14 protein-coding genes are annotated in these 18,665 nt (G+C 66.4%); 8 read left to right on the top strand and 6 right to left on the bottom strand.

What is annotated here, in order from left to right; all coding sequences use genetic code 11:
* Positions 1–89: 89 nt before the first annotated feature.
* The 4 genes from gcvP to IPM18_16215 form a co-directional block, all read right to left on the bottom strand.
* Positions 90–2,972, bottom strand: coding sequence for an aminomethyl-transferring glycine dehydrogenase (gene gcvP, locus IPM18_16230; protein MBK9121130.1), 2,883 nt, complete (start codon positions 2,970–2,972; stop codon positions 90–92).
* Positions 2,973–3,110: 138 nt separating this feature from the next.
* The gene (gene gcvH, locus IPM18_16225) at positions 3,111–3,488 is read right to left on the bottom strand and encodes a glycine cleavage system protein GcvH (GenBank protein MBK9121129.1); all 378 of its coding nucleotides are present in this window, start codon (positions 3,486–3,488) and stop codon (positions 3,111–3,113) included.
* 128 nt (positions 3,489–3,616) lie between these two features.
* Entirely contained in the window at positions 3,617–4,642 is a 1,026-nt protein-coding gene (miaA, locus tag IPM18_16220) for a tRNA (adenosine(37)-N6)-dimethylallyltransferase MiaA (GenBank protein ID MBK9121128.1), read from the bottom strand.
* Between the two features lie 89 nt (positions 4,643–4,731).
* Positions 4,732–5,217, bottom strand: coding sequence for a hypothetical protein (locus tag IPM18_16215; protein ID MBK9121127.1), 486 nt, complete (start codon positions 5,215–5,217; stop codon positions 4,732–4,734).
* 355 nt (positions 5,218–5,572) lie between these two features.
* Here IPM18_16215 and IPM18_16210 point away from each other — a divergent pair, with 355 nt between their 5' ends.
* From IPM18_16210 to IPM18_16200, 3 genes are read left to right on the top strand one after another with little or no spacing between them, the layout of a single operon-like run.
* Entirely contained in the window at positions 5,573–7,195 is a 1,623-nt protein-coding gene (locus IPM18_16210) for a hypothetical protein (GenBank protein ID MBK9121126.1), read from the top strand.
* Positions 7,196–7,228: 33 nt separating this feature from the next.
* Positions 7,229–8,257: a flotillin-like protein FloA gene (gene floA / locus IPM18_16205; protein ID MBK9121125.1), complete on the top strand. Its 1,029-nt coding sequence runs from the start codon at positions 7,229–7,231 to the stop codon at positions 8,255–8,257.
* Between the two features lie 11 nt (positions 8,258–8,268).
* Complete coding sequence (locus IPM18_16200) at positions 8,269–8,871, top strand: hypothetical protein (protein MBK9121124.1); 603 nt, start codon at positions 8,269–8,271, stop codon at positions 8,869–8,871.
* 77 nt (positions 8,872–8,948) lie between these two features.
* On the opposite strand, the gene IPM18_16195 is transcribed toward IPM18_16200, so the two are convergent.
* A complete protein-coding gene (locus IPM18_16195; GenBank protein MBK9121123.1) occupies positions 8,949–10,064 on the bottom strand; it encodes a DegT/DnrJ/EryC1/StrS family aminotransferase in 1,116 nt (371 codons plus the stop codon).
* Positions 10,065–10,192: 128 nt separating this feature from the next.
* Here IPM18_16195 and IPM18_16190 point away from each other — a divergent pair, with 128 nt between their 5' ends.
* Both IPM18_16190 and selA read left to right on the top strand, forming a co-directional pair.
* Positions 10,193–12,334 carry an ATP-binding cassette domain-containing protein gene (locus IPM18_16190; protein MBK9121122.1) on the top strand — a complete coding sequence of 714 codons (2,142 nt, stop codon included), beginning with the start codon at positions 10,193–10,195 and terminating at the stop codon, positions 12,332–12,334.
* A gap of 173 nt (positions 12,335–12,507) precedes the next feature.
* On the top strand, positions 12,508–14,001 hold the full coding sequence (gene selA, locus IPM18_16185; protein MBK9121121.1) for an L-seryl-tRNA(Sec) selenium transferase: 1,494 nt from the start codon (positions 12,508–12,510) through the stop codon (positions 13,999–14,001).
* Positions 14,002–14,026: 25 nt separating this feature from the next.
* On the opposite strand, the gene IPM18_16180 is transcribed toward selA, so the two are convergent.
* A complete protein-coding gene (locus IPM18_16180) occupies positions 14,027–14,518 on the bottom strand; it encodes a hypothetical protein (GenBank protein ID MBK9121120.1) in 492 nt (163 codons plus the stop codon).
* A 141-nt stretch (positions 14,519–14,659) separates the two neighbouring features.
* Here IPM18_16180 and IPM18_16175 point away from each other — a divergent pair, with 141 nt between their 5' ends.
* The 3 genes from IPM18_16175 to IPM18_16165 all read left to right on the top strand — a co-directional run bounded on the left by IPM18_16175 (position 14,660) and on the right by IPM18_16165 (position 18,617).
* Positions 14,660–15,337 carry a prepilin-type N-terminal cleavage/methylation domain-containing protein gene (locus IPM18_16175; GenBank protein MBK9121119.1) on the top strand — a complete coding sequence of 226 codons (678 nt, stop codon included), beginning with the start codon at positions 14,660–14,662 and terminating at the stop codon, positions 15,335–15,337.
* 79 nt (positions 15,338–15,416) lie between these two features.
* Complete coding sequence (locus tag IPM18_16170; protein ID MBK9121118.1) at positions 15,417–16,832, top strand: magnesium chelatase; 1,416 nt, start codon at positions 15,417–15,419, stop codon at positions 16,830–16,832.
* Positions 16,833–16,877: 45 nt separating this feature from the next.
* On the top strand, positions 16,878–18,617 hold the full coding sequence (locus tag IPM18_16165) for a hypothetical protein (protein MBK9121117.1): 1,740 nt from the start codon (positions 16,878–16,880) through the stop codon (positions 18,615–18,617).
* Positions 18,618–18,665: the final 48 nt, after the last annotated feature.

Here is an 18,665-nt window from a genome sequence, read left to right as displayed (position 1 = left end):
CAGCCCCCATGGTCCGAACTTGGATCGTCGCGGGGCATGCCGGGGGGACAGGTCACCGCTGTGCCCTTGCGGTCGCATTGCCGCCCGCCTCACGCATAGGCCGTCACGTCCGGGCAGGTGCAGTGCAGGTGCCGGTCGCCGTACACATTGTCAATGCGCGCCACCGCCGGCCAGAACTTGTGCTGTCGCGTCCAGGGGGCTGGAAAAGCACCCTGTTCACGCGGGTAAGCGCGGCCCCACTCGGTGCCGCAGACCGCGGCGGCCGTGTGCGGTGCGTGGTGCAGCGGACTGTCCTCATAGGCAAGCCGTCCCTGCTCGATGTCGCGGATCTCCTGCCGGATCGCGATGAGTGCGTCGCACAAGCGGTCACATTCGGCCTGTGATTCACTTTCCGTCGGTTCGATCATCAGTGTGCCGCCTACCGGCCACGACATTGTCGGCGCGTGGAAGCCATAGTCCATCAGCCGCTTGGCGACGTCGTCGATTTCGACATGCGCGGACTTCTTCAATTCCCGCAGGTCAATGATGAACTCGTGCGCCACGCGGCCGCCCGGCCCCGTGTACAGCACCGGGTAGTGCGCGCCCAGCCGCTGGGCCATGTAGTTGGCGTTGAGAATCGCGACCTGGGTCGCGCGGCGCAGGCCCTCGGCGCCCATCAGCCCGATATACATCCACGAGATCGGCAGGATGCTGGCGCTGCCGAAAGGGGCCGCCGAAACGGGCCCGATCGCCTGGGAACCGCCGCAAGCGACGAGCGGATGGCCGGGAAGGAACGGCGCCAGGTGCGCGGCGCAGGCGATCGGTCCCATGCCCGGGCCGCCGCCGCCGTGCGGGATGCAGAAAGTCTTGTGCAGGTTCAGGTGGCAGACGTCGGCGCCGAGTTCTCCCGGCCGACACAAGCCGACCTGGGCATTGAGATTGGCGCCGTCCATGTAGACCTGGCCGCCATGCTCATGCACCACGGCACAGATGTCCTTCACGCCGGGCTCGAAAACCCCGTGCGTGGAAGGATACGTGATCATGATACCGGCGAGACGCGCGCGATGCGCGGCGGCCTTGGCCCGAACGTCGTCGAGACTGATGTTGCCGTGCGCGTCGCAGGCGACGATCACGACTTCGTAGCCCACCATGATGGCACTGGCGGGGTTGGTTCCATGGGCGGAGATCGGCACGAGGCAGACGTTGCGGTGGCCCTCGCCACGGCTCTGGTGGTAGGCGCGAATGGTGAGCAGCCCGGCATACTCTCCGGAAGCACCACTGTTGGGTTGCAGCGACACGGCCGAAAAGCCGGTGATCTCGGCCAGGGTACCCTCGAGGTGCCGAAAGAGCGTCTGGTAGCCACGGGTCTGGTCGAGCGGGGCGAAGGGATGGATCTGGCTGAACTCGGGCCACGTCACGGGAAGCATTTCCGACGTCGCGTTGAGCTTCATCGTGCAGGAGCCGAGCGGGATCATCGAGGTGCAGAGGGAAAGGTCGCGGGCCTCGAGCCGCTTGAGATAGCGCAGCAGCTCGTGTTCGGCATGGTAGCTGTTGAAAACGGCGTGCGTCAGGTACGGGCTCGTGCGGCGCAGGGCCTGCACGGGAGCGGCCTCCGCCGCCCCCAGGTGTCGCGCGAGACTGGCAGCGGGCTCGGGCACGCCACAAGCGCCCAGCAGGCGAACCAGTTCGGCGCGGGTGATTTTCTCGTCCAGCGCGATGCCGATGGTTTCGTCACCGAAGTCGCGCAGGTTGAAGCCGGCCTGCCGCGCGGCTCCCAGGACCCGTTCGGCACTGCTGCGCCCGCCCGGCACACCGATGCGCAGGGTGTCGAAGTACACCCCCGCGGGCACCCGGAAGCCGGCCTCGGCCAGCACCGCCGCGAAGGCCCGCGCAGCCGTGTGAATGCGTTCGGCGATGCGGCGCAGGCCGTGCGGGCCGTGGTAGACCGCGTACATGCTTGCCATGATCGCGAGCAATACCTGCGCCGTGCAGATGTTACTGGTGGCCTTCTCACGGCGGATGTGCTGTTCGCGCGTCTGGATCGCGAGCCGGAACGCGGGGTTGCCTTGCACGTCCTTCGATACGCCGACGATCCGGCCGGGCATCTGGCGGGCATGGTCCTCATGCGTAGCCATGAAGGCGGCGTGCGGTCCGCCGAAGCCGAGCGGCACGCCGAAGCGCTGCGCGCTGCCAACGGCGATGTCTGCGCCGAACTCCCCCGGCGGCTTGAGCAGGGTCAGCGCGAGCAGGTCCGTCGCGAAAACCACGAGTGCGCCAGCGGCGTGTGCGGCCGTGACCAGCGCGGTGTAGTCATAGGCGCGACCGTCGGTGGCCGGGTACTGCACGAGCACGCCGCAGATGCTGCCGTCGGCGAGGTCCAACGTGGCTGGATCCCCACAGCGCAACTCGATCCCGAGTGGCTCCGCCCGGGTCTGGAGCACCGCGAGGGTCTGGGGGTGGCAGTCCGCCGCGGCGAAGAAGGCATTGCGTTTGCCGCGGGCGATGCGGTGACACATGGTCATCGCCTCGGCGGCGGCAGTGGCCTCGTCGAGCAGCGACGCATTCGCCAGCGGCAGACCCGTGAGGTCGGAGACCATGGTCTGGAAGTTGATCAGGGCTTCCAAGCGCCCTTGGCTGATTTCGGCCTGGTAGGGTGTGTACTGGGTATACCAGCCCGGGTTTTCCAGGATGTTCCGCTGAATTACGGGTGGTGTAATGCAGTCGTGGTAGCCCAAACCGATGAGCGACCTCAGCACGCGGTTCTGCCCGGCGATGGCGCGCAGTTCGGCCAGCAACTCGTGTTCGCCGCGCGGCACACCGAGCGCGAGCGGCCGCGACGTGCGAATCGCCGGGGGAACGGTCGCTTCGGTGAGGGCATCGAGGGAGTCGTACCCGAGCACCGCGAGCATGGTGCGCAGCTCGTCGTCACTGGGTCCCAGGTGCCGCTGGATAAATGTATCGGTCGGGTGCAGAGGGTCGGGCAGGTCATGCATGGTGGTAATCACTTTTCAGAAAACCCGTGCAAAACAGGGGGCGCATCGTCGCCACAGGAAGCTGCCAGGCCGAACGCTTCCGCGCCCGCGCTGTCCGGTGCTCCAGCGTCGCGATCCCAGCCAGGCGGAGGACGCCGGTTAGGCGATAAACTGGTTGTAGGCCGTTCCGTCGAGCATCTTCTCCAGCGGGCTGGTATCACTGCAGCGAATTTTAATCAGCCACCCGGCGCCGAGCGGATCGGTGTTGAGCAGACCGGGCTCGTCGGCGAGTCTTTCATTGGTTTCAACGACCTCGCCGGACACGGCGGTGTATAACTCGCCGGTTGCCTTGACCGACTCAACTTCACCGAAGTGCGTACCCCCCGCGACGCTATCTCCCGGCTTCGGCAGGTCCACGAAAGTGATGTCGGTCAGCTCATCGGCCGCGAATTGCGTAATCCCGATCGTGACGATGTCGCCGTCCAGCTTGAACCACTCGTGGGTCTGCGAATACTTCCGATCATTAGGCACCGTCATGCCTGGGCTCCTTCGCGACCAGCGCGTAACCACTGCCGGGGATCTGTCCGGCGTAGAGCGGATTCTACGGCAGCGCCTGTAAGGCGCGTAGGGCGGCAGACTGTGGGGCGCCGGCTCGCTCCGCCCCCTCAGGCCAGCAGTGATCGGACGGAAGCGAGCACAGCGGGTACCGTGGCGTCGTCCGCCACAGCCACCCAGCGGAAGTCCCGCTGGCGTTTCAACCACGAGCGCTGGTGTTTGGCGAGTCGCCGGGAGTGGATCTTGATCCGCTCGGTCGCCTCTTCCAGCGTAAGTCGGCCCTGGAAGTAGGCGAACAGTTCAGCGTAGCCCACCGCCTGGCGGGCCTGCGGACCTACGCCGCGCGGGTCTTCCCAGACCCGGCGGGCTTCCTGCTCCAGTCCGGCCGCCAGCATCCCCTTTACCCGGGCATTAATGCGGCGGTTCGCGGCCTCGCGCTCGCGCCGGAGCCCGATCAGCGTCCACCGCAGGTCGGGGCGGCGCGGGCCCCCCTGGTCCCACTGCCGTTGCAGGGCACTGATCGGCTGGCCGGACTGTTGGTAGACCTCGAGCGCCCGCTCGATGCGCCGGAGATCCTGGGGGTGGATACGGGCGGCCGCAACCGGGTCGACGGCGGCCAACTCGGCGTGCAGGGCCGCTGAACCGCACGCCGCGGCCCGGACGCGGAGCGCGGCGCGCAGGGCAGGATCGGCTGGCGGACCCTCAAAGAGCCCCTCGTACCAGCACTTGAGGTAGAGGACCGTTCCGCCGACCGCAATCACCGGCCGTCCGCGCGCGTGGATCGCAGCGACGGCGGCATCAGCACGGACGACAAAGGCGGCGGCGCTGAAGGGCTCCCAGGGGTCGGCGACATCGACGATGTGGTGAGGAATGCGGGCCCGGTCGGCAGCGGACGGCTTGGCGGTGCCAATGTCCATGCCGCGGTAGACCTTCATGGAGTCGATGCTGACGATTTCACCGTCGATCTCATCGGCGAGGGCGCGGGCGACGGCCCCCTTACCGGAGGCCGTACAGCCGGTGATGACGATGACACGGCGTTCCACGGGCGCTGTTCTACGGCGGCGGGTGGTGGGGAAGCAAGCGAGGGACGCGCCGGCGGAAGCCGCCCATCGGAGAGAAAGCAGGCGGCCCGCCATCCTCAGGATGACGGGCCGCCAGAGCACGAACTTGCAAGCTGCGATTCCACTCTCGGGGGACCCCCGCAGACGCAGGGGAGGGGACCGGTTTACTTCCAGGGGTAATTGGCGAAGGGACGGGCGGTCGGCGTGCGGGTGGCCGCGATCAACCAGGTGTTACCCTTACCGCGCGTGACGTCCTTGATGGAAGCGCCGAAGCGGGTGGCGAGCTGCTTGCGCACCACGGTGGGGTTGCTGTTGGCGGTCTTCGCGCCGAAATACGTCTGGAACTGCTTGTTGGTGAACTTATAGACCTGCACGCCGTTATTGACGTACTTGATCCACTTCGAGACCGTGGTCGGCGAAACCGGGGTCTTGACGCCGGGGCCGCTGAACTGGGTCTGGATGTTGCGGTACGAACCAATGCGCCACTGCACCTCGTTCTGCGCCGCGCGGAATTTCGGCGAACGCGTCGAGTAGGTGGGCTGGTTGGCCGACGGGCGGTTCCCCGTGGTCTGCGAACCGCCGAAGTTGGTCGTGGTGCGGCTCGTCTTCGAGCGCGTGTTGCGGAAGTTGAACTTCGAATTTGTAGGCATGTGGCTCTCCTGAGCAGCTTGCAAATCGTCCCGAATAATCAACGCACTGCGGTTCTATCGGCGTGGCTGTAGGGGGAGTTGAGAATTCTGTGCGCGTCACCGCTGAAAATCTTCAGGTGCAGGGCTTCTGCCGCAGGTAGTGTCAGCCCCCCCGGGGGACAACACCGACGCCCGCGGGCGGCACAGCCGGCAAACCCGTGGCGCACCACGGGCGAGTTGAAAGTCGGTGGTGTTTTGTAGTGGGTAAACACCTCCCGGCGCCACGCGCTGCGCGCAGCGGCCGCTATCATAGGAGTAGCCGGAGAGGGCGGCCGGCCGGTGCTGCCGGACCCTCGGACCGTGGAGGATACTGGACATGCGTAAACGAGCTGCCTGCCCCCACCGAAGCGCTGCCTTGCAGTGGCTGCGTCCGGGCTGGATCGGAGCCGGTGTGCTGCTGCTGGCCGCCGCGTGGTGGCCCGCGGGCGCGCAGGACAAGCCGTCGGCGCGCGGCGGCGCGGCACTGATCCGCATCCAGGGGCCGATCGACGAAATCACGCGGGAAAGTATCGAGCGGCGGCTGAACGAAGCCACCAGCGCGGGTGTCGAGGCCGTTATTTTCCGGCTGGACACCCCCGGTGGCGGCGTGGGGCCGGCGCTGGCTATTTGCCGGATGATCAAGACGCTGCCCAGCGAGCTGCGCACCGTGGCATGGGTCGATCCGATGGCCCTGAGCGCTGGCGCCATGATCTCGGTGGCCTGTCAGGAGATCTGGATGTCGCCGGCCTCATCCATCGGCGACTCGGCTCCCATCATCGTCGGGCCCGCGGGGATGGCCGAACTGGGGGACACCGAACGGGCCAAAGTCGAAAGTCCTATCCTGCAGGAATATCGTGATTCGGCAGCGCGCCATGGCCACGATCCGGTGCTGCTTCGGGCGATGGTGACATTGAGTGAAGAGGTCTGGTGGCTGGAGTCCGTCGCAGACCCCGCCGTGCGCAAGATCGTCGACGGAGCCCGGAAGAAAGAACTGCTGGATGATGTCGCCGCGGAAGAGCGCGCGTGGCGCCTGGTGCGCAACTTTCGCCTGCCCTGGTGGGACGACGATCGCGATCCGCTGCCCGTGCGACAGCCCATCGATGGGGACGGCGACCTGCTGACCCTGTCCCAGTATGACGCTGTCGGCCTGGGGCTGGCGCGCGGGATTGCCCGTTCACCCGAGGAGTTGCTCGCGAAGCTGGAGATTACAGGGCCGTTGCTGTCACTCGAGCAGACCGGTTGGGAGAAATTCGCGGCCTGGCTGAACAGCCCGCTGGTGCGCGGCGCGCTCCTCGTGATCGCCATGATCGGCCTATACATGGAATTTCAGTCGCCCGGACTGATTCTACCGGGCGCAACGGCCCTGATCGCCGGCGCAATCTTCATCGCGGCACCGTACGCCGCCGGACTCGGCAACGTGTGGGCCCTGGCGTTGATCGTGCTGGGACTGATCCTGATCGCGGTAGAGTTGTTCGTCCTGCCGGGCTTCGGTGTGGCGGGCATCCTGGGGGCGGTGTCCCTGCTGGCCGGCATTGTCGGCACATTCATCCAATACGACCCCCAGTTGCCGACCTTCTCGCCGCTGATGTGGGAAGCGACCCGCAAGGGCCTCGCCACGGGCTTCCAGGTGCTGCTTGGCAGCATGGCCGTGGCACTGGTGGGCATTCTCATGCTCATCAAAGTGCTGCCGGAGACCCGGATGGTGGACGGCATCATCCTCTCGAACCCGGAGCTGGTCGGCCCGGACCCCAGCGATCCACAGACGCTCGTGGGGCAGATCGGTGATGTCGGCGTCGTGGTCGGGACGCTGCGTCCCAGCGGACAGGCGCGATTCGGACAAGAGCTCGTGGACGTCACCGCGCTGGGCGAGTATGTTGAGGCCGGGCAACGCGTGCAGGTGGTGCGCCGGTCAGGCAAACGAATCGAAGTTCGTGTGCTGCCGGACCAGGGGTTAGCTTAGCACCGGTAACGCACTAGCGGTAAAGGGTACCTCATGAGCGAGATACTGTATTGGATCGGCGGCGTCGTCGGCGCACTGGTCGTGCTGGCTGTCATCGTCGTCATGCTCAACTTCGGGCGGCTCTGGATCACGGCCTTTTCCGCCAAGGCGAACGTGCAATGGCGCGAATTGATCGGGATGTGGCTGCGGAACGTAAACAGCAGCGTGATCGTGCATGCCAAGATCCAGGCCTGGAAAGCCGGACTCTCCGACATTTCCACGACCGACCTTGAGAATCATTACCTGGCCCGGGGGCGCGTAACCAACGTGGTCCAGGCGCTCATCTCGGCACAGCGCGCCCAGATCGAGCTGGACTTCCGCAAGGCCTGCGCGATCGACCTGGCCGGGCGCGACATTGTCGACGCCGTGCAGACCAGCGTGAACCCCAAGGTCATCGACTGCCCCAATCCGAAGTCCGGCCGCGCGACGATCGATGCCGTGGCCCAGGACGGCATTCAGCTCCGGGCGCGGGCGCGGGTCACCGTGCGGACGAACATCGCCCGGTTGGTCGGTGGTGCCACGGAAGAGACGGTCATCGCGCGCGTCGGCGAGGGCATCGTCTCCGCGATCGGCTCCGCGGGCAGCCACAAGAATGTGCTCGAAAATCCGGACAAGATCTCCAAGGCGGTGCTGAACAAGGGGTTGGATGCCGGAACCGCCTACGAGATCCTCTCGATCGACATCGCCGACATCGACGTCGGTGAGAACATCGGTGCCCGCCTGCAGGCCGATCAGGCCGAAGCCGACAAGAAGCGCTTCCAGGCCGAGGCCGAAAAGCGCCGTGCGATGGCCATCGCACTCGAGCAGGAGAACCGGGCGAAGGTCGAGGAGAACCGCGCCATTGTCGTCCTCGCGGAGGCGGAGATTCCCAAGGCCATGGCGGACTCTTTCCGCAGCGGCAACCTCGGCATCATGGACTACTACCGGATGCGCAACATCCAGTCGGATACGTCGATGCGGGACTCGATTGCCGGCAAGGGTGCGCGACCGGACGGTAGCGGCGATGCGCCGCAGGGTCGGTGAGGATGTGCGCGATGCTGCCTGAGCTGCCGATCCTGCTGGCACAGAGAAGCTTCGACCCGGGTTTTCTCATTTACATCGCGATCATTGTCGCGAGCATCATCGGCGGCATTCTGCAGAAGTCCAAGGGCGATAAGAAAGACGACAAGCGGACCCCCACCCGGCGCGAGCCCGGACCGACGGCGCGCCCCGTTCCCCGGCCGCGCGCCGAGAGCGGTTCAGCCACCGCCCCCCGGCCGACGGCGCAACGCTCGCCACGGCCAGTCGATCGCCCGGGAACCCCGCCGCGGCGCGAGGCGTCGGAGCGGATGCCGTTTCCCACGGAGCGCGCGCGGCAGCAGCCGGATGCGCTGGATCAGCCGGCGCCGCGACCGAGCCCGATCGCGAGCGCTACTCCAATTGAGTTGCCACCTGAGCCCGAACGGTTGCCCCCCCTGGTGACCACGCGAAGGCCCGTCGCGGTTATCGAGGGCGGCGACCACGGAACGGCCAAATTGCGGCAATCCGTGCGTCAGATGACACGTTCGCCGGCGGACCTGCGGGCAGCACTGGTGTTGAGCGAGATTCTGGGGCGGCCGTTGGCGCTGCGCAACAACGACGCTCCGTTTGAACGGTAGGCGGATCGCTATGCCGATGGCGCTGCCCACGCGGGACAGCGCCGCAGGCGGGGGGTGTTCCCGGCGCACACTCGTCGTCAGAGCAGAGTGCGGAACGTCTTCACGACGTGTTCCACATCGGCCTCGGTGAGGTGGTTGTGGAACGGCAGCGCGATCGTGCGATCGGAAAGCGCCTCGGTGATCGGAAAGTCCCCGCGGCGGCAACCAAGCTCATGCTGGTAGAACGGCTGCAAGTGGATCGGTGGGAAATAGACGTTACAGCCGATGCCGCGACGGCGGAGTTGTTCGAGGATACGATCGCGGTCGCCTTGGGTGTAGTCGTCGCCGAGGCGCACCACCAGCACGAACCAGCTCATTTGCACTTCGGTGGGAATCCGCTGCATGGTAACTCGCGGCTCTTGGGTGAGCCGCGCGCGGTAGTGATCCGCGACCCGGGCGCGCTTGGCGAGAATTTCATCCAGCCGCCGCATCTGGTGAATGCCGATCGCGGCCTGAATGTCGGTCATGCGGTAGTTGTAGCCGAGCCGCGGATGGGCGAGCCAGCCGCCCTCGGGGTCGCGTCCCTGGTTGCGCAGCGAGCGAGCCATGAAGGCGAGATCATCATCATTCGTGACGATCATGCCGCCCTCGCCGGTGGTGATTTGCTTGTTGGGGTAGAACCCGAAGACGCCGGCTTCGCCGATCAGGCCGGCCGGCCGGCCATGGTAGGTCGTGCCAAGGGCCTCACAGGAATCTTCGAGCACCCGGAGGTTGTGACGTTTCGCGAGCGTGCGGATCGCGTCCATGTCGGGAACGGAGCCGAACACGTCCACCGGCAGAATGGCCTTGGTGCGGGGGGTGATGGCCGCCTCGATCCGCCGGGGGTCGATCTGCCAGGTGTCGGGTTCGATATCGACGAAGACGGGGCGGGCCTCGTCGAAGAGGATGCTGTTGCTGGAAGCAATGAACGAGAACGGGGTGGTAATCACCTCGTCGCCGGATCGGATGCCCATGGCGCGCCAGCACATGTGCAGGCCGGCAGTGCCGCTGCTGCACGCGATAGCGTGTTTCGCGCCGAGCCGGCGGCAGAACTCCGCTTCGAAAGCCGGAATTCGCGGGCCCAGACTGAGGCGATCGGAGCGCAGCACTTCGACAACGGCGTTGATTTCCGCTTCGGTGATATCCTGGGATGACAGACTGATTTCACGATCCACGAAGGTCTCCGGTTCTTGGGGCGACGCGGTGCGGCCCGGGTCACGTCCGGCCGGGCGTGTGTGGCTGCAGATCCATGCCGGCCGCGGGCCGACGCCCGGGACGAAAACCACTACTATATCGTCCGGCTATGGAAACGGATCATCCGCAACACTGGCTGCCGAACTTTCGCCGGGCCCTGCGCTACCTGGCACCGCACCGGCGCGTCCTGATTATGGGGCTCATTTCGGCCCTGGGCGTCAGCGTGTTCTACACGTTCAGCATTTCAAGCATCGTCCCGGTGCTCAAGGTCATGTTCGCCGAGCATGAAACCCTTGTGGACTGGCTGCATCGGGCCGTCGCTTCCGGGCGACTGGGGGTGGTTGTGCCGGCCGACCTGCCGGACGATCCCGCAGGATTGGACATCGACTATGTGCGTTCCCGCGCGCCCGTGGAAGGAGTGCTGCGGGCGGGTGACCGGATCGTGGCCGTGGCCGGCAAGCCGGGTTCGGCGTACGGGCTGGCCCGGCTGCTGGCCCGACATCCGGGGGAGGAAGTGCCGATCCGGGTCGTGCGGGCGGACGGCACGGAGGAAGAGGTGGTGCTTGCAGCCCGGGCGCCGGCCGCGTGGTGGCCAGCGGCGGCCTGGGTGGCTGAGCGACTGCCGAATGACCGCTCGGCCGAAGGGCGGCTGCGGATGCTGTTCGCATTGATGACCGCGATCGTGGTCATTGCATTGCTGGGAGCAATCTGCCGGTTCTGCAATGAAGGATTCGTAGCCCTGGCGGTGCAGCGCACCATGCATGACCTGCGGACGTCGCTGGCTGACCACACGCTGCGATTGCCATTGACATGGCACAGCCGGCAGCCGGCGGGCGACACGCTGAGCCGTTTTGCGACCGATCTAAACAAGGTCGAAGTAGGTGTCTCGACATTGTTCGGCAAGGTGGCGCGCGAACCGCTCAAGGCCATCGGCGTACTGGTGCTGGCTTTGGCGTTCGACTGGCGGATGCTCGTAGCCGCCCTGGTCGGATTACCGATCGGGTACTTCGTCATCCGGCTGTTCGGCCGCATGGTGAAGCGGGCCCAGCGGCGGGTATCGCAGTCATGGGGCCGGTTGCTTGATCATCTCGATGAGCGGCTGGCGGGCATCCGGGTGGTGAAGGCGTCGAATATGGAGGCGGCGGAAAGCCGCCGGTTCGCCACCGAAGGGCGCGAGCTGCAACGGGCGCAGACGCATATCGAACTCGTAGATGCGGCGAGCAACCCGGTGCTGGAACTGTTGGCGTCGCTGGCCATCTCCGCATTCGTATTGTACGGCGGCAGCCGCGTGTTCCAGGGTGAGTTGGAACCCCAACTGCTGTTCGGTGCGGTGATCTGCCTGGGCGGCGTGTTCGACCCGCTGCGCAAGATGGGTAACGTGAACAATCGCCTGCAGGCCGCCGAAGCTGCCGCACGGCGCCTGTTCGAGTTGCTCGATCTCCCGATGGAGGAGCATGCGAACGAAGCGGACCGGCCGGCGCTGCCGCGCCTGACGGAAGCCATCGAGTTCCGCGACGTGACGTTCGCGTACCCGTCCAATCCCGGACAACCGGTGCTTGAGGGGATCAATCTGCGGATTGAGAAGGGGACCGTCGTGGCGCTCGTGGGGGGCAACGGCTCCGGAAAAACGACACTGATGTCGTTGCTCTTGCGGTTCTTCGAGCCGACGAAGGGGACGATCCTGATCGATGGGCGGGATATCCGCGCCCACAACCTGACGTCGTTGCGGTCTCAGATCGGGCTCGTGACGCAGGAGGCGATCATCTTCTCCGACAGCGTGCGTGCGAACATCGCCTACGGCGCCAACGGCATCGGTCCGGATGCAGTGGAACAGGCGGCCCGGCGGGCCTTCGCGGACGAATTCGTACGCGCGCTGCATGTGGAGGCGGACGGGGTCCTGACGACCGGCTACGACGCACTGGTCAACGGCCGGACACTCTCGGGCGGGCAGCGACAGCGAATCGCACTGGCGCGCGCGATCCTGCGGGATCCCCCGATTCTGATCCTGGACGAGGCGACGAGCCAGATCGACACGGAATCCGAGCAGCGCATTCAGGCGGCGCTCGAGGACGTGACACGAGACCGCACAACATTCATTATTGCCCACCGCTTCAGCACGATCGCGCGGGCCCAGTTGATCGTCGTGCTGGAGCAAGGCCGGCTGGTCGGTTGTGGAGCGCACGAAGAGCTGCTGCAATCGTGCCCGGCCTACGAGGTGCTGGTACGTACACAGTTTGCCGGCGCGCGGTGAGGAGCAGGCGTGGTCACCCGGGAGGGTGGGAATGTGGGCAGGAGGAGCACCGCCAGGACGGTCCGCGATCCTGGGCTTGCACCCGCACAACAAGCCCCCCTTACCCGGCGGGACCCGCCAACTCGCTGCGTCACGAGACCCACGGAGCGTAACCGATGACACCTCACGACCGGTTGCGACAACTGCCCAGTGTCGATGTCCTGCTCAACCACCCGGCGGTCGCGGGCCTGCTGGTTGATCAGCCCCGCGCGGAGGTCCGGGCGGCCCTGCGCGAGTTGCTCGCCATGCGGCGGAGCCAGCTCTTGGCGGGGGAGGACTGCAAGCTGGACACCGCCACGCTGGCGCGCGAACTGCGCGAGCGTCTCTATGCACGGGCACAACCCCGGCTGCGGCGCGTACTCAACGCGACCGGAATCGTCCTGCACACGGGCCTTGGGCGGGCGCCGCTGGCCGAGGAAGCGATCGAGGCGCTCGCAGAAGTTGCGGGGGGCTACTGCAACCTCGAACTGGACCTCGAAACCGGTCAGCGCGGCGACCGGCAGGGCCACCTGCGCGCGCTGCTGTGCGAGTTGACCGGGGCCGAGGACGCGCTCGTCGTCAACAACAACGCCGCCGCCACGTGGCTCGCGCTGCATGCACTGGGCGCCGGCGGGGAGGCCCTGATCGCCCGCGGTCAGCTGGTCGAGATCGGCGGCTCGTATCGCCTGCCGGATATCATGGCCGCGGCCGGCTGTCGCATGGTCGAAGTGGGCACCACGAACCGCACGCGCATCAGCGACTACGCCCGGGCGCTGACGCCCGAAGCGCGGTTGCTCGTGCGGGTCCACACCAGCAATTACCGCATGGTGGGTTTCACCGAAGACGCGACACTCGCCGAACTCGTCGCCCTCGCGCGGCAACACGGGCTGGTGGTCATCGACGACCTCGGGAGTGGTCTGCTGCGGCGCGATCTGCCCTGGGACGAAGACGAACAGAAGATGCAAACCCCCGCAGGCGGTAGGGTCTCGGACCTGTTCACCGCGCTTTCCGATCCGGTCGCACCGCCCGCAGCACGGCTGAAGCTGCCTGGCGACGAGCCGGTCGTGTGCGAGAGTGTCGCGGGCGGTGCCGACCTCACGCTCTTCAGCGGCGACAAGCTGCTCGGCGGGCCGCAGGCGGGAATCCTCGTCGGCCGGCGCGCGCTGCTGGAGCGTCTGAAGCAGAGTCCCCTCACCCGCGCGCTGCGGCCGGACAAACTGACGCTCGCCGCGCTGGAGGCCACACTGCGGCTGTATCGGGATCCCGAAACCGCGGCCCGGCGCCTGCCGGTCTACCGCTTCCTGCTGCGGCCGCTACCGGAGATCACACGCCTGGCGGAACAACTCGCGGAAACGCTGGTGACGGCGGGTTTACCTGCGCAAGTCGCGGCGGTGCCGGAAATGTCGGAAGTCGGCGGCGGTGCCGTTCCAGAGCACGCATTGCCAACGCGTTGCGTTGCCGTGCGCCCGCATACGACGCCATGCAACGTAGTGGCGGAACTTCTGCGGCAGCGCGAGGTGCCGGTGCTGTGTCGAGTGCGTGCGGGGGTGCTGTTGTTCGATCTGCGTACGATCGAGGTGGAGGAACTGGATGTGCTGGCCGGGGCCATCGCCGAAGCGCTCCGCGAAGCAGACGCGGCGGGCGACTGAGCGCGTCGTTCAGGGCGCGCGTCGTTCAGGGACGCGGATCGCGGCGGTGGTCGCGCCGGCTGAAATCCCCGCGCTCGCACGCCACGACGAAGCTCTCGGCGTGGTACTTCAAGCGCTCCCAGGACTCGCGGATGACGATGCTCTCGTCAGCGGTGATGAGTCCGTCGTTCTCGATGCTGCGACTGATGTTGGCCAGCAGTTCACTGAAGCTCTGCACGAAGCGCTGGGTGGTGCCGAGCAGGTGTTCCTCCCGGTCGCCCAAGTCCACCTTGGGATTATGGACGAAGAAGCCATCGGCCACCTGGCAGAGCCAGTTGATGATGCGCGGGTCGCAGGTTTCCTCAAAGAGAATGCGAATGCGGTCGAGCGGATTGCGGGCGCCGGAGGCGTCGGGGTCGTCGCCGGCGGGTTCCTGGCACCACTTGTAGACCAGCGCGGTGCTGATTTTCAGCTTGGCCGCGATGGCTTTCACACCGACTCGATCGGTGGCTTCGCGCAGGATTTCCCAGGACTTCACCGGCACAACACCCAACACCCTTCTGCACCGACCGCAGGCGCGGTCGCGGTGCGTCTTCTTCCGGACGCGTACTCGACCCGCCGCATTCTGGAATCCAACGGGCCGGGCGTCAAGGTGTCCGGCCACGACTACGATCGGGTTATGGCTCGTGCCTTCACCCTGATCGAACTGCTGATCGTGGTTGCGATCCTGGCCCTACTGCTGGCCGTGCTGCTCCCCACACTGGGACAGGCGCGGGCAGCCGGACAGGCGGCGATCTGCCTTTCGAACCTGCGGCAGGCCTTCCTTGCCTGCCGCACCTACGCCGATGAGCACCGCGGCTACGGGCCGGCCATCGGCGAACCTTATGGGGAATTGCCGAACTGGGGGCTCGTGGTACAACGCTTCGCCCACGAGGATGGGACCACACCTGCGGAGCTGTTTCGGGTGAAGTCCGTGCTGGTTTGTCCGGCAGCACAACGGATCTACGGTGGCCTGATGACACGCACCTACGCGATGAATGCCACCGGCCATGGCGGAGCGCCGGGTGACCCCGACGACTTTGACGATCCGCAACGACGCGGGCACATCCACCTGGACCGTGTGCAGCGGCCGGCGGAGCGTGTCCTGCTGGTCGACGCCGCCCGCGCGCCGATCCTCGGGGACGCCCCGCCGCCCACGCGCACGGCCAGTGTGCTGGACTTTCGACGGCCTGAGCACGTGACGCTCCGCCTGGGGTGGCACCACCAGCGCGGGCGGGCGTTTCAACTTGTGCGGCTCGATGGGTCGGCCGGCGCGGAACGCCGGGTGACAGCGGCCTGGACGGAGCCGCTACCCTGAGAACCTACGGGCCCGCCGGCAGGCCGGCGCTAGAGCTTTCAACACCGCCGGACACGATGGTTCCGAGCTACAATCCCGCATGTCCCCCAAGGAACGCGATTTACCCAGGACGTTAGGCGCTTTACGGGCAAGTGGCTGGCAGCCCCGCAGTGTGAAGCGCGAACTGCACGACAATCTGCTGCGCATGCTGGCTGCCGGGGAGCCACTGTTCCCCGGCATCGTCGGCTACGACGACACCGTCATCCCGGAACTGTGCACGGCGCTGCTCGCGCAGCACGACCTGCTGGTGCTTGGTGAGAAGGGGCAGGCCAAGAGCCGCCTGATGCGCGGTTTGCGGGACCTGCTCGACCCACTCGTACCGTTCATCGCCGGCAGCGAGTTACACGACGACCCCTGCGAACCCATCACGCGCTTCGGTCGGGCGCGGCTGGCCGAAGCGGGCGAGGATACGCCGATCGACTGGTGGCCACGGGAGGAGCGCTACGTGGAGCGGCTGGCACCCGGAACGAAGTTCGCGGACGTCATCGGCGAAATCGACCCCGCGCGGCTGGCGACCGGGACGAGTCTGAGCGCGGAGGAGGCGCTGCACTTCGGCCTGATCCCTCGGATGAACCGCGGGATTTTCGCGATGAACGAGATCCCCGAGTTAGACGAGCTGGTACAGGTGGGACTGTTCAACATCCTCGAAGAGCGCGACGTGCAGATCCGCGGCTACCCGGTACGGTTCAACCTCGATGTCGTGATCCTGTTCTCCGCAAACCCGGCAACCTACAACCGCAGCGGCAAGGTGATTCCGCAACTCAAGGACCGCATCGGATCGATCATCCGAACGCACTACCCGCGCGACCGGGCCTACGGTATCGCGATCATGGAACAGGAAGCGGGCCTCGACCTCGGGGGCGACTTTCCCGTGCATGTGCCGCTCTTCATGCAGGAGATCGTCGAGCAAATCACGATCGAAGCGCGCAAGAGCCCCTATGTGGACCACGCCTCGGGCGTCAGCGCGCGGTTCTCGATCGCGAACTACCGCACGCTGATCGCCGCTGCCCGCCGCCGGGCCGTGCTGCTCGGCGAAAAACCCGCGGTGCCACGGATCAGCGACCTCGCGCACCTGCTGGCCTCCAGTCTCGGCAAACTCGAAATCGACCTGATGAGCAGCCACCAGTTGAGCGAACCTCAGGTGCTCGAAGCGGTGCAGAATGCGGCCATCAAGCAGGTCTTCGATGAATATGTCGATCGCCACGGACTGGAAGAAATCGCCGATGTGTTCGGCAAGGGCGTCAAGGTCGAGGTCGGCACCCTGCTGCCGAGCGGACACTACGCCGAACGGCTGAAACGCGTGCCCCCGGCGTGGGCTAAGGCGTTCGAGGTAAGCGCCGCAACGGATTCGGCCATGCGGGCGAGTTGCGTGGAGTTTGTTCTGGCAGGCCTGTACGCGCACGAGAAGATTTCGCGCTCGGCGCGCCACGGCGTGATTCGCTACGACGTGTCCTGAACCGGCTGGATTCGTGCCGGTCGCGGCGCGCAGGAAAGCAAGGCGATGTCCAATACTCCCCGGCTCGTGGGCGGCGTCATCCACACCTACCGCAAGTACGATCCGCAGCGATTCCCTCTGCCGGCCGCGGACCCGCCCGACATGCTTTCACCCGCGTTCGAGCATCTCCTGCTCTACGGTCGGGCGCGGAAGCTGACCCCCGAGCAACTTGCTGACGCGGTCGAGCTGGATCCGCGACAGATCGCCGGGCTGGGTCCGAGTCTGGCGGCCCTGCGGGCACTCCTCGAGGAGCGCAAGCGCAAGCTGCTCAGCACATACGAGACCCAGACGGTCCGGCGGCTCGCGGAGCAGGTGTTTCGAGCCGCGCTGCGCCAGGCCCGGCCACCCAGAGAGCTGCGCGACGCGTTTCAGCGGGCCGCCCGGGATGAGCAGAACCTCGATTTCGAACGGCTCTGGTACCGGGTGCCGCAGCGCAGTCCGTTCGCCCGGGAGCTGGTGCAGATCAACGAGCGGCTCGTCGAACGGGATGAAGTGGAGGAGTTGGCTACCCAGTACGCCTTCACGGGGCGCACTGCTCTGGACGTGCCCCGCGCACTGGAGGTGAAGGAAGAGCTGGAAACGATCGACCGGCTGCTGAAACAGATCGCGGAGGCGGAGAAGAACGCCCGCGTCTACGTGATCGACCAGGAAGCACTGCGGCGCTTCGCGGATGAAGAACAGCTCGAGGGCCTGCGCGAAACTCAGAAACGGATCGAAGAACTGCTGCGCAGACAGGCCGAAGAGCAGGGCCTGCTGGAGGAGCAGGGCGAGCTACGGCTCTCGCCGAAGGCCTACCGACTGTTCCAGGGGCGGCTGCTCGAACAGATTTTCAGCGAGCTGCACGCCGCCCGGTCCGGCCGGCACCACGTCGTGCTCGCGGGCGATGGGGCGGTGGAGCTGCAGCGCACCAAGCCGTATGAGTTCGGCGACTCGCTCGGCTCCATGGACGTGACGGCGACCCTACTCAACGCGCTGCTGCGGGAGCGCAGAGAGCCGGCCGCGGGTGTCGCCCGAGAGGGAGGAGGTCCCATGCAGCCGGTGCGGCTGCGGCCGGGTGACATCGAGATTCACCTCACGCGGAACCAGCCGAAGTGCGCGACCAGCGTGTTGATGGACATGAGCGGCTCGATGCGCTGGGACGGCCTGTACGTGCATGTGAAGCGCATGGCGCTGGCGCTGCACGGGCTGATCCGGAGCGAGTATCCGGGCGATTTCGTGGACTTCGTGGAGGTGGCGACGCTGGCGAAGCGGCGACACGTGGCCGAGATCATCGAACTGCTGCCGCGGCCTGTCACGATCCGCGAACCGGTCGTGCGGCTGCGCGCGGACATGGGCGACCCCAGCTTCTCCGAACTGCTGCTGCCGCCGCACTTCACCAACCTCGAACACGGTCTGCGGCTTGCACGGCAGGTGCTGCAGGTGCAGGATACGCCGAACCGCCAGATCGTACTGATTACGGACGGGCTGCCGACTGCACACTTCGAGGGACAGCAGCTCTACATGCTTTTCCCGCCGGATGCACGGACGGCGGAACACACACTGCGGGAGGGACTGCGCTGCCGTGCGCAGGGCATCGTGATCAACATCTTCCTGCTGAGCACGTGGGCCCAGAACGAGGAGGATGTGCGCTTCGCGCACACCCTCGCCGAAAGCACTACGGGTCGCGTCTTCTTCGTGACGGGCGGGGAACTGGAGCGCTTCGTGGTGTGGGATTATGTCAAGCGCCGCCGCTTCATACTCGGTTGACCGCGTAACACGGTTGCGGGGGCACGGCCCATCCGATTCACGCACGAT

This window comes from Phycisphaerales bacterium, from assembly GCA_016716475.1.
Taxonomy (GTDB): domain Bacteria; phylum Planctomycetota; class Phycisphaerae; order UBA1845; family Fen-1342; genus JADJWG01.
The sequence above is the reverse complement of the archived record's forward strand: the minus strand, read 5'-3'. Positions and strand labels throughout refer to the sequence as shown.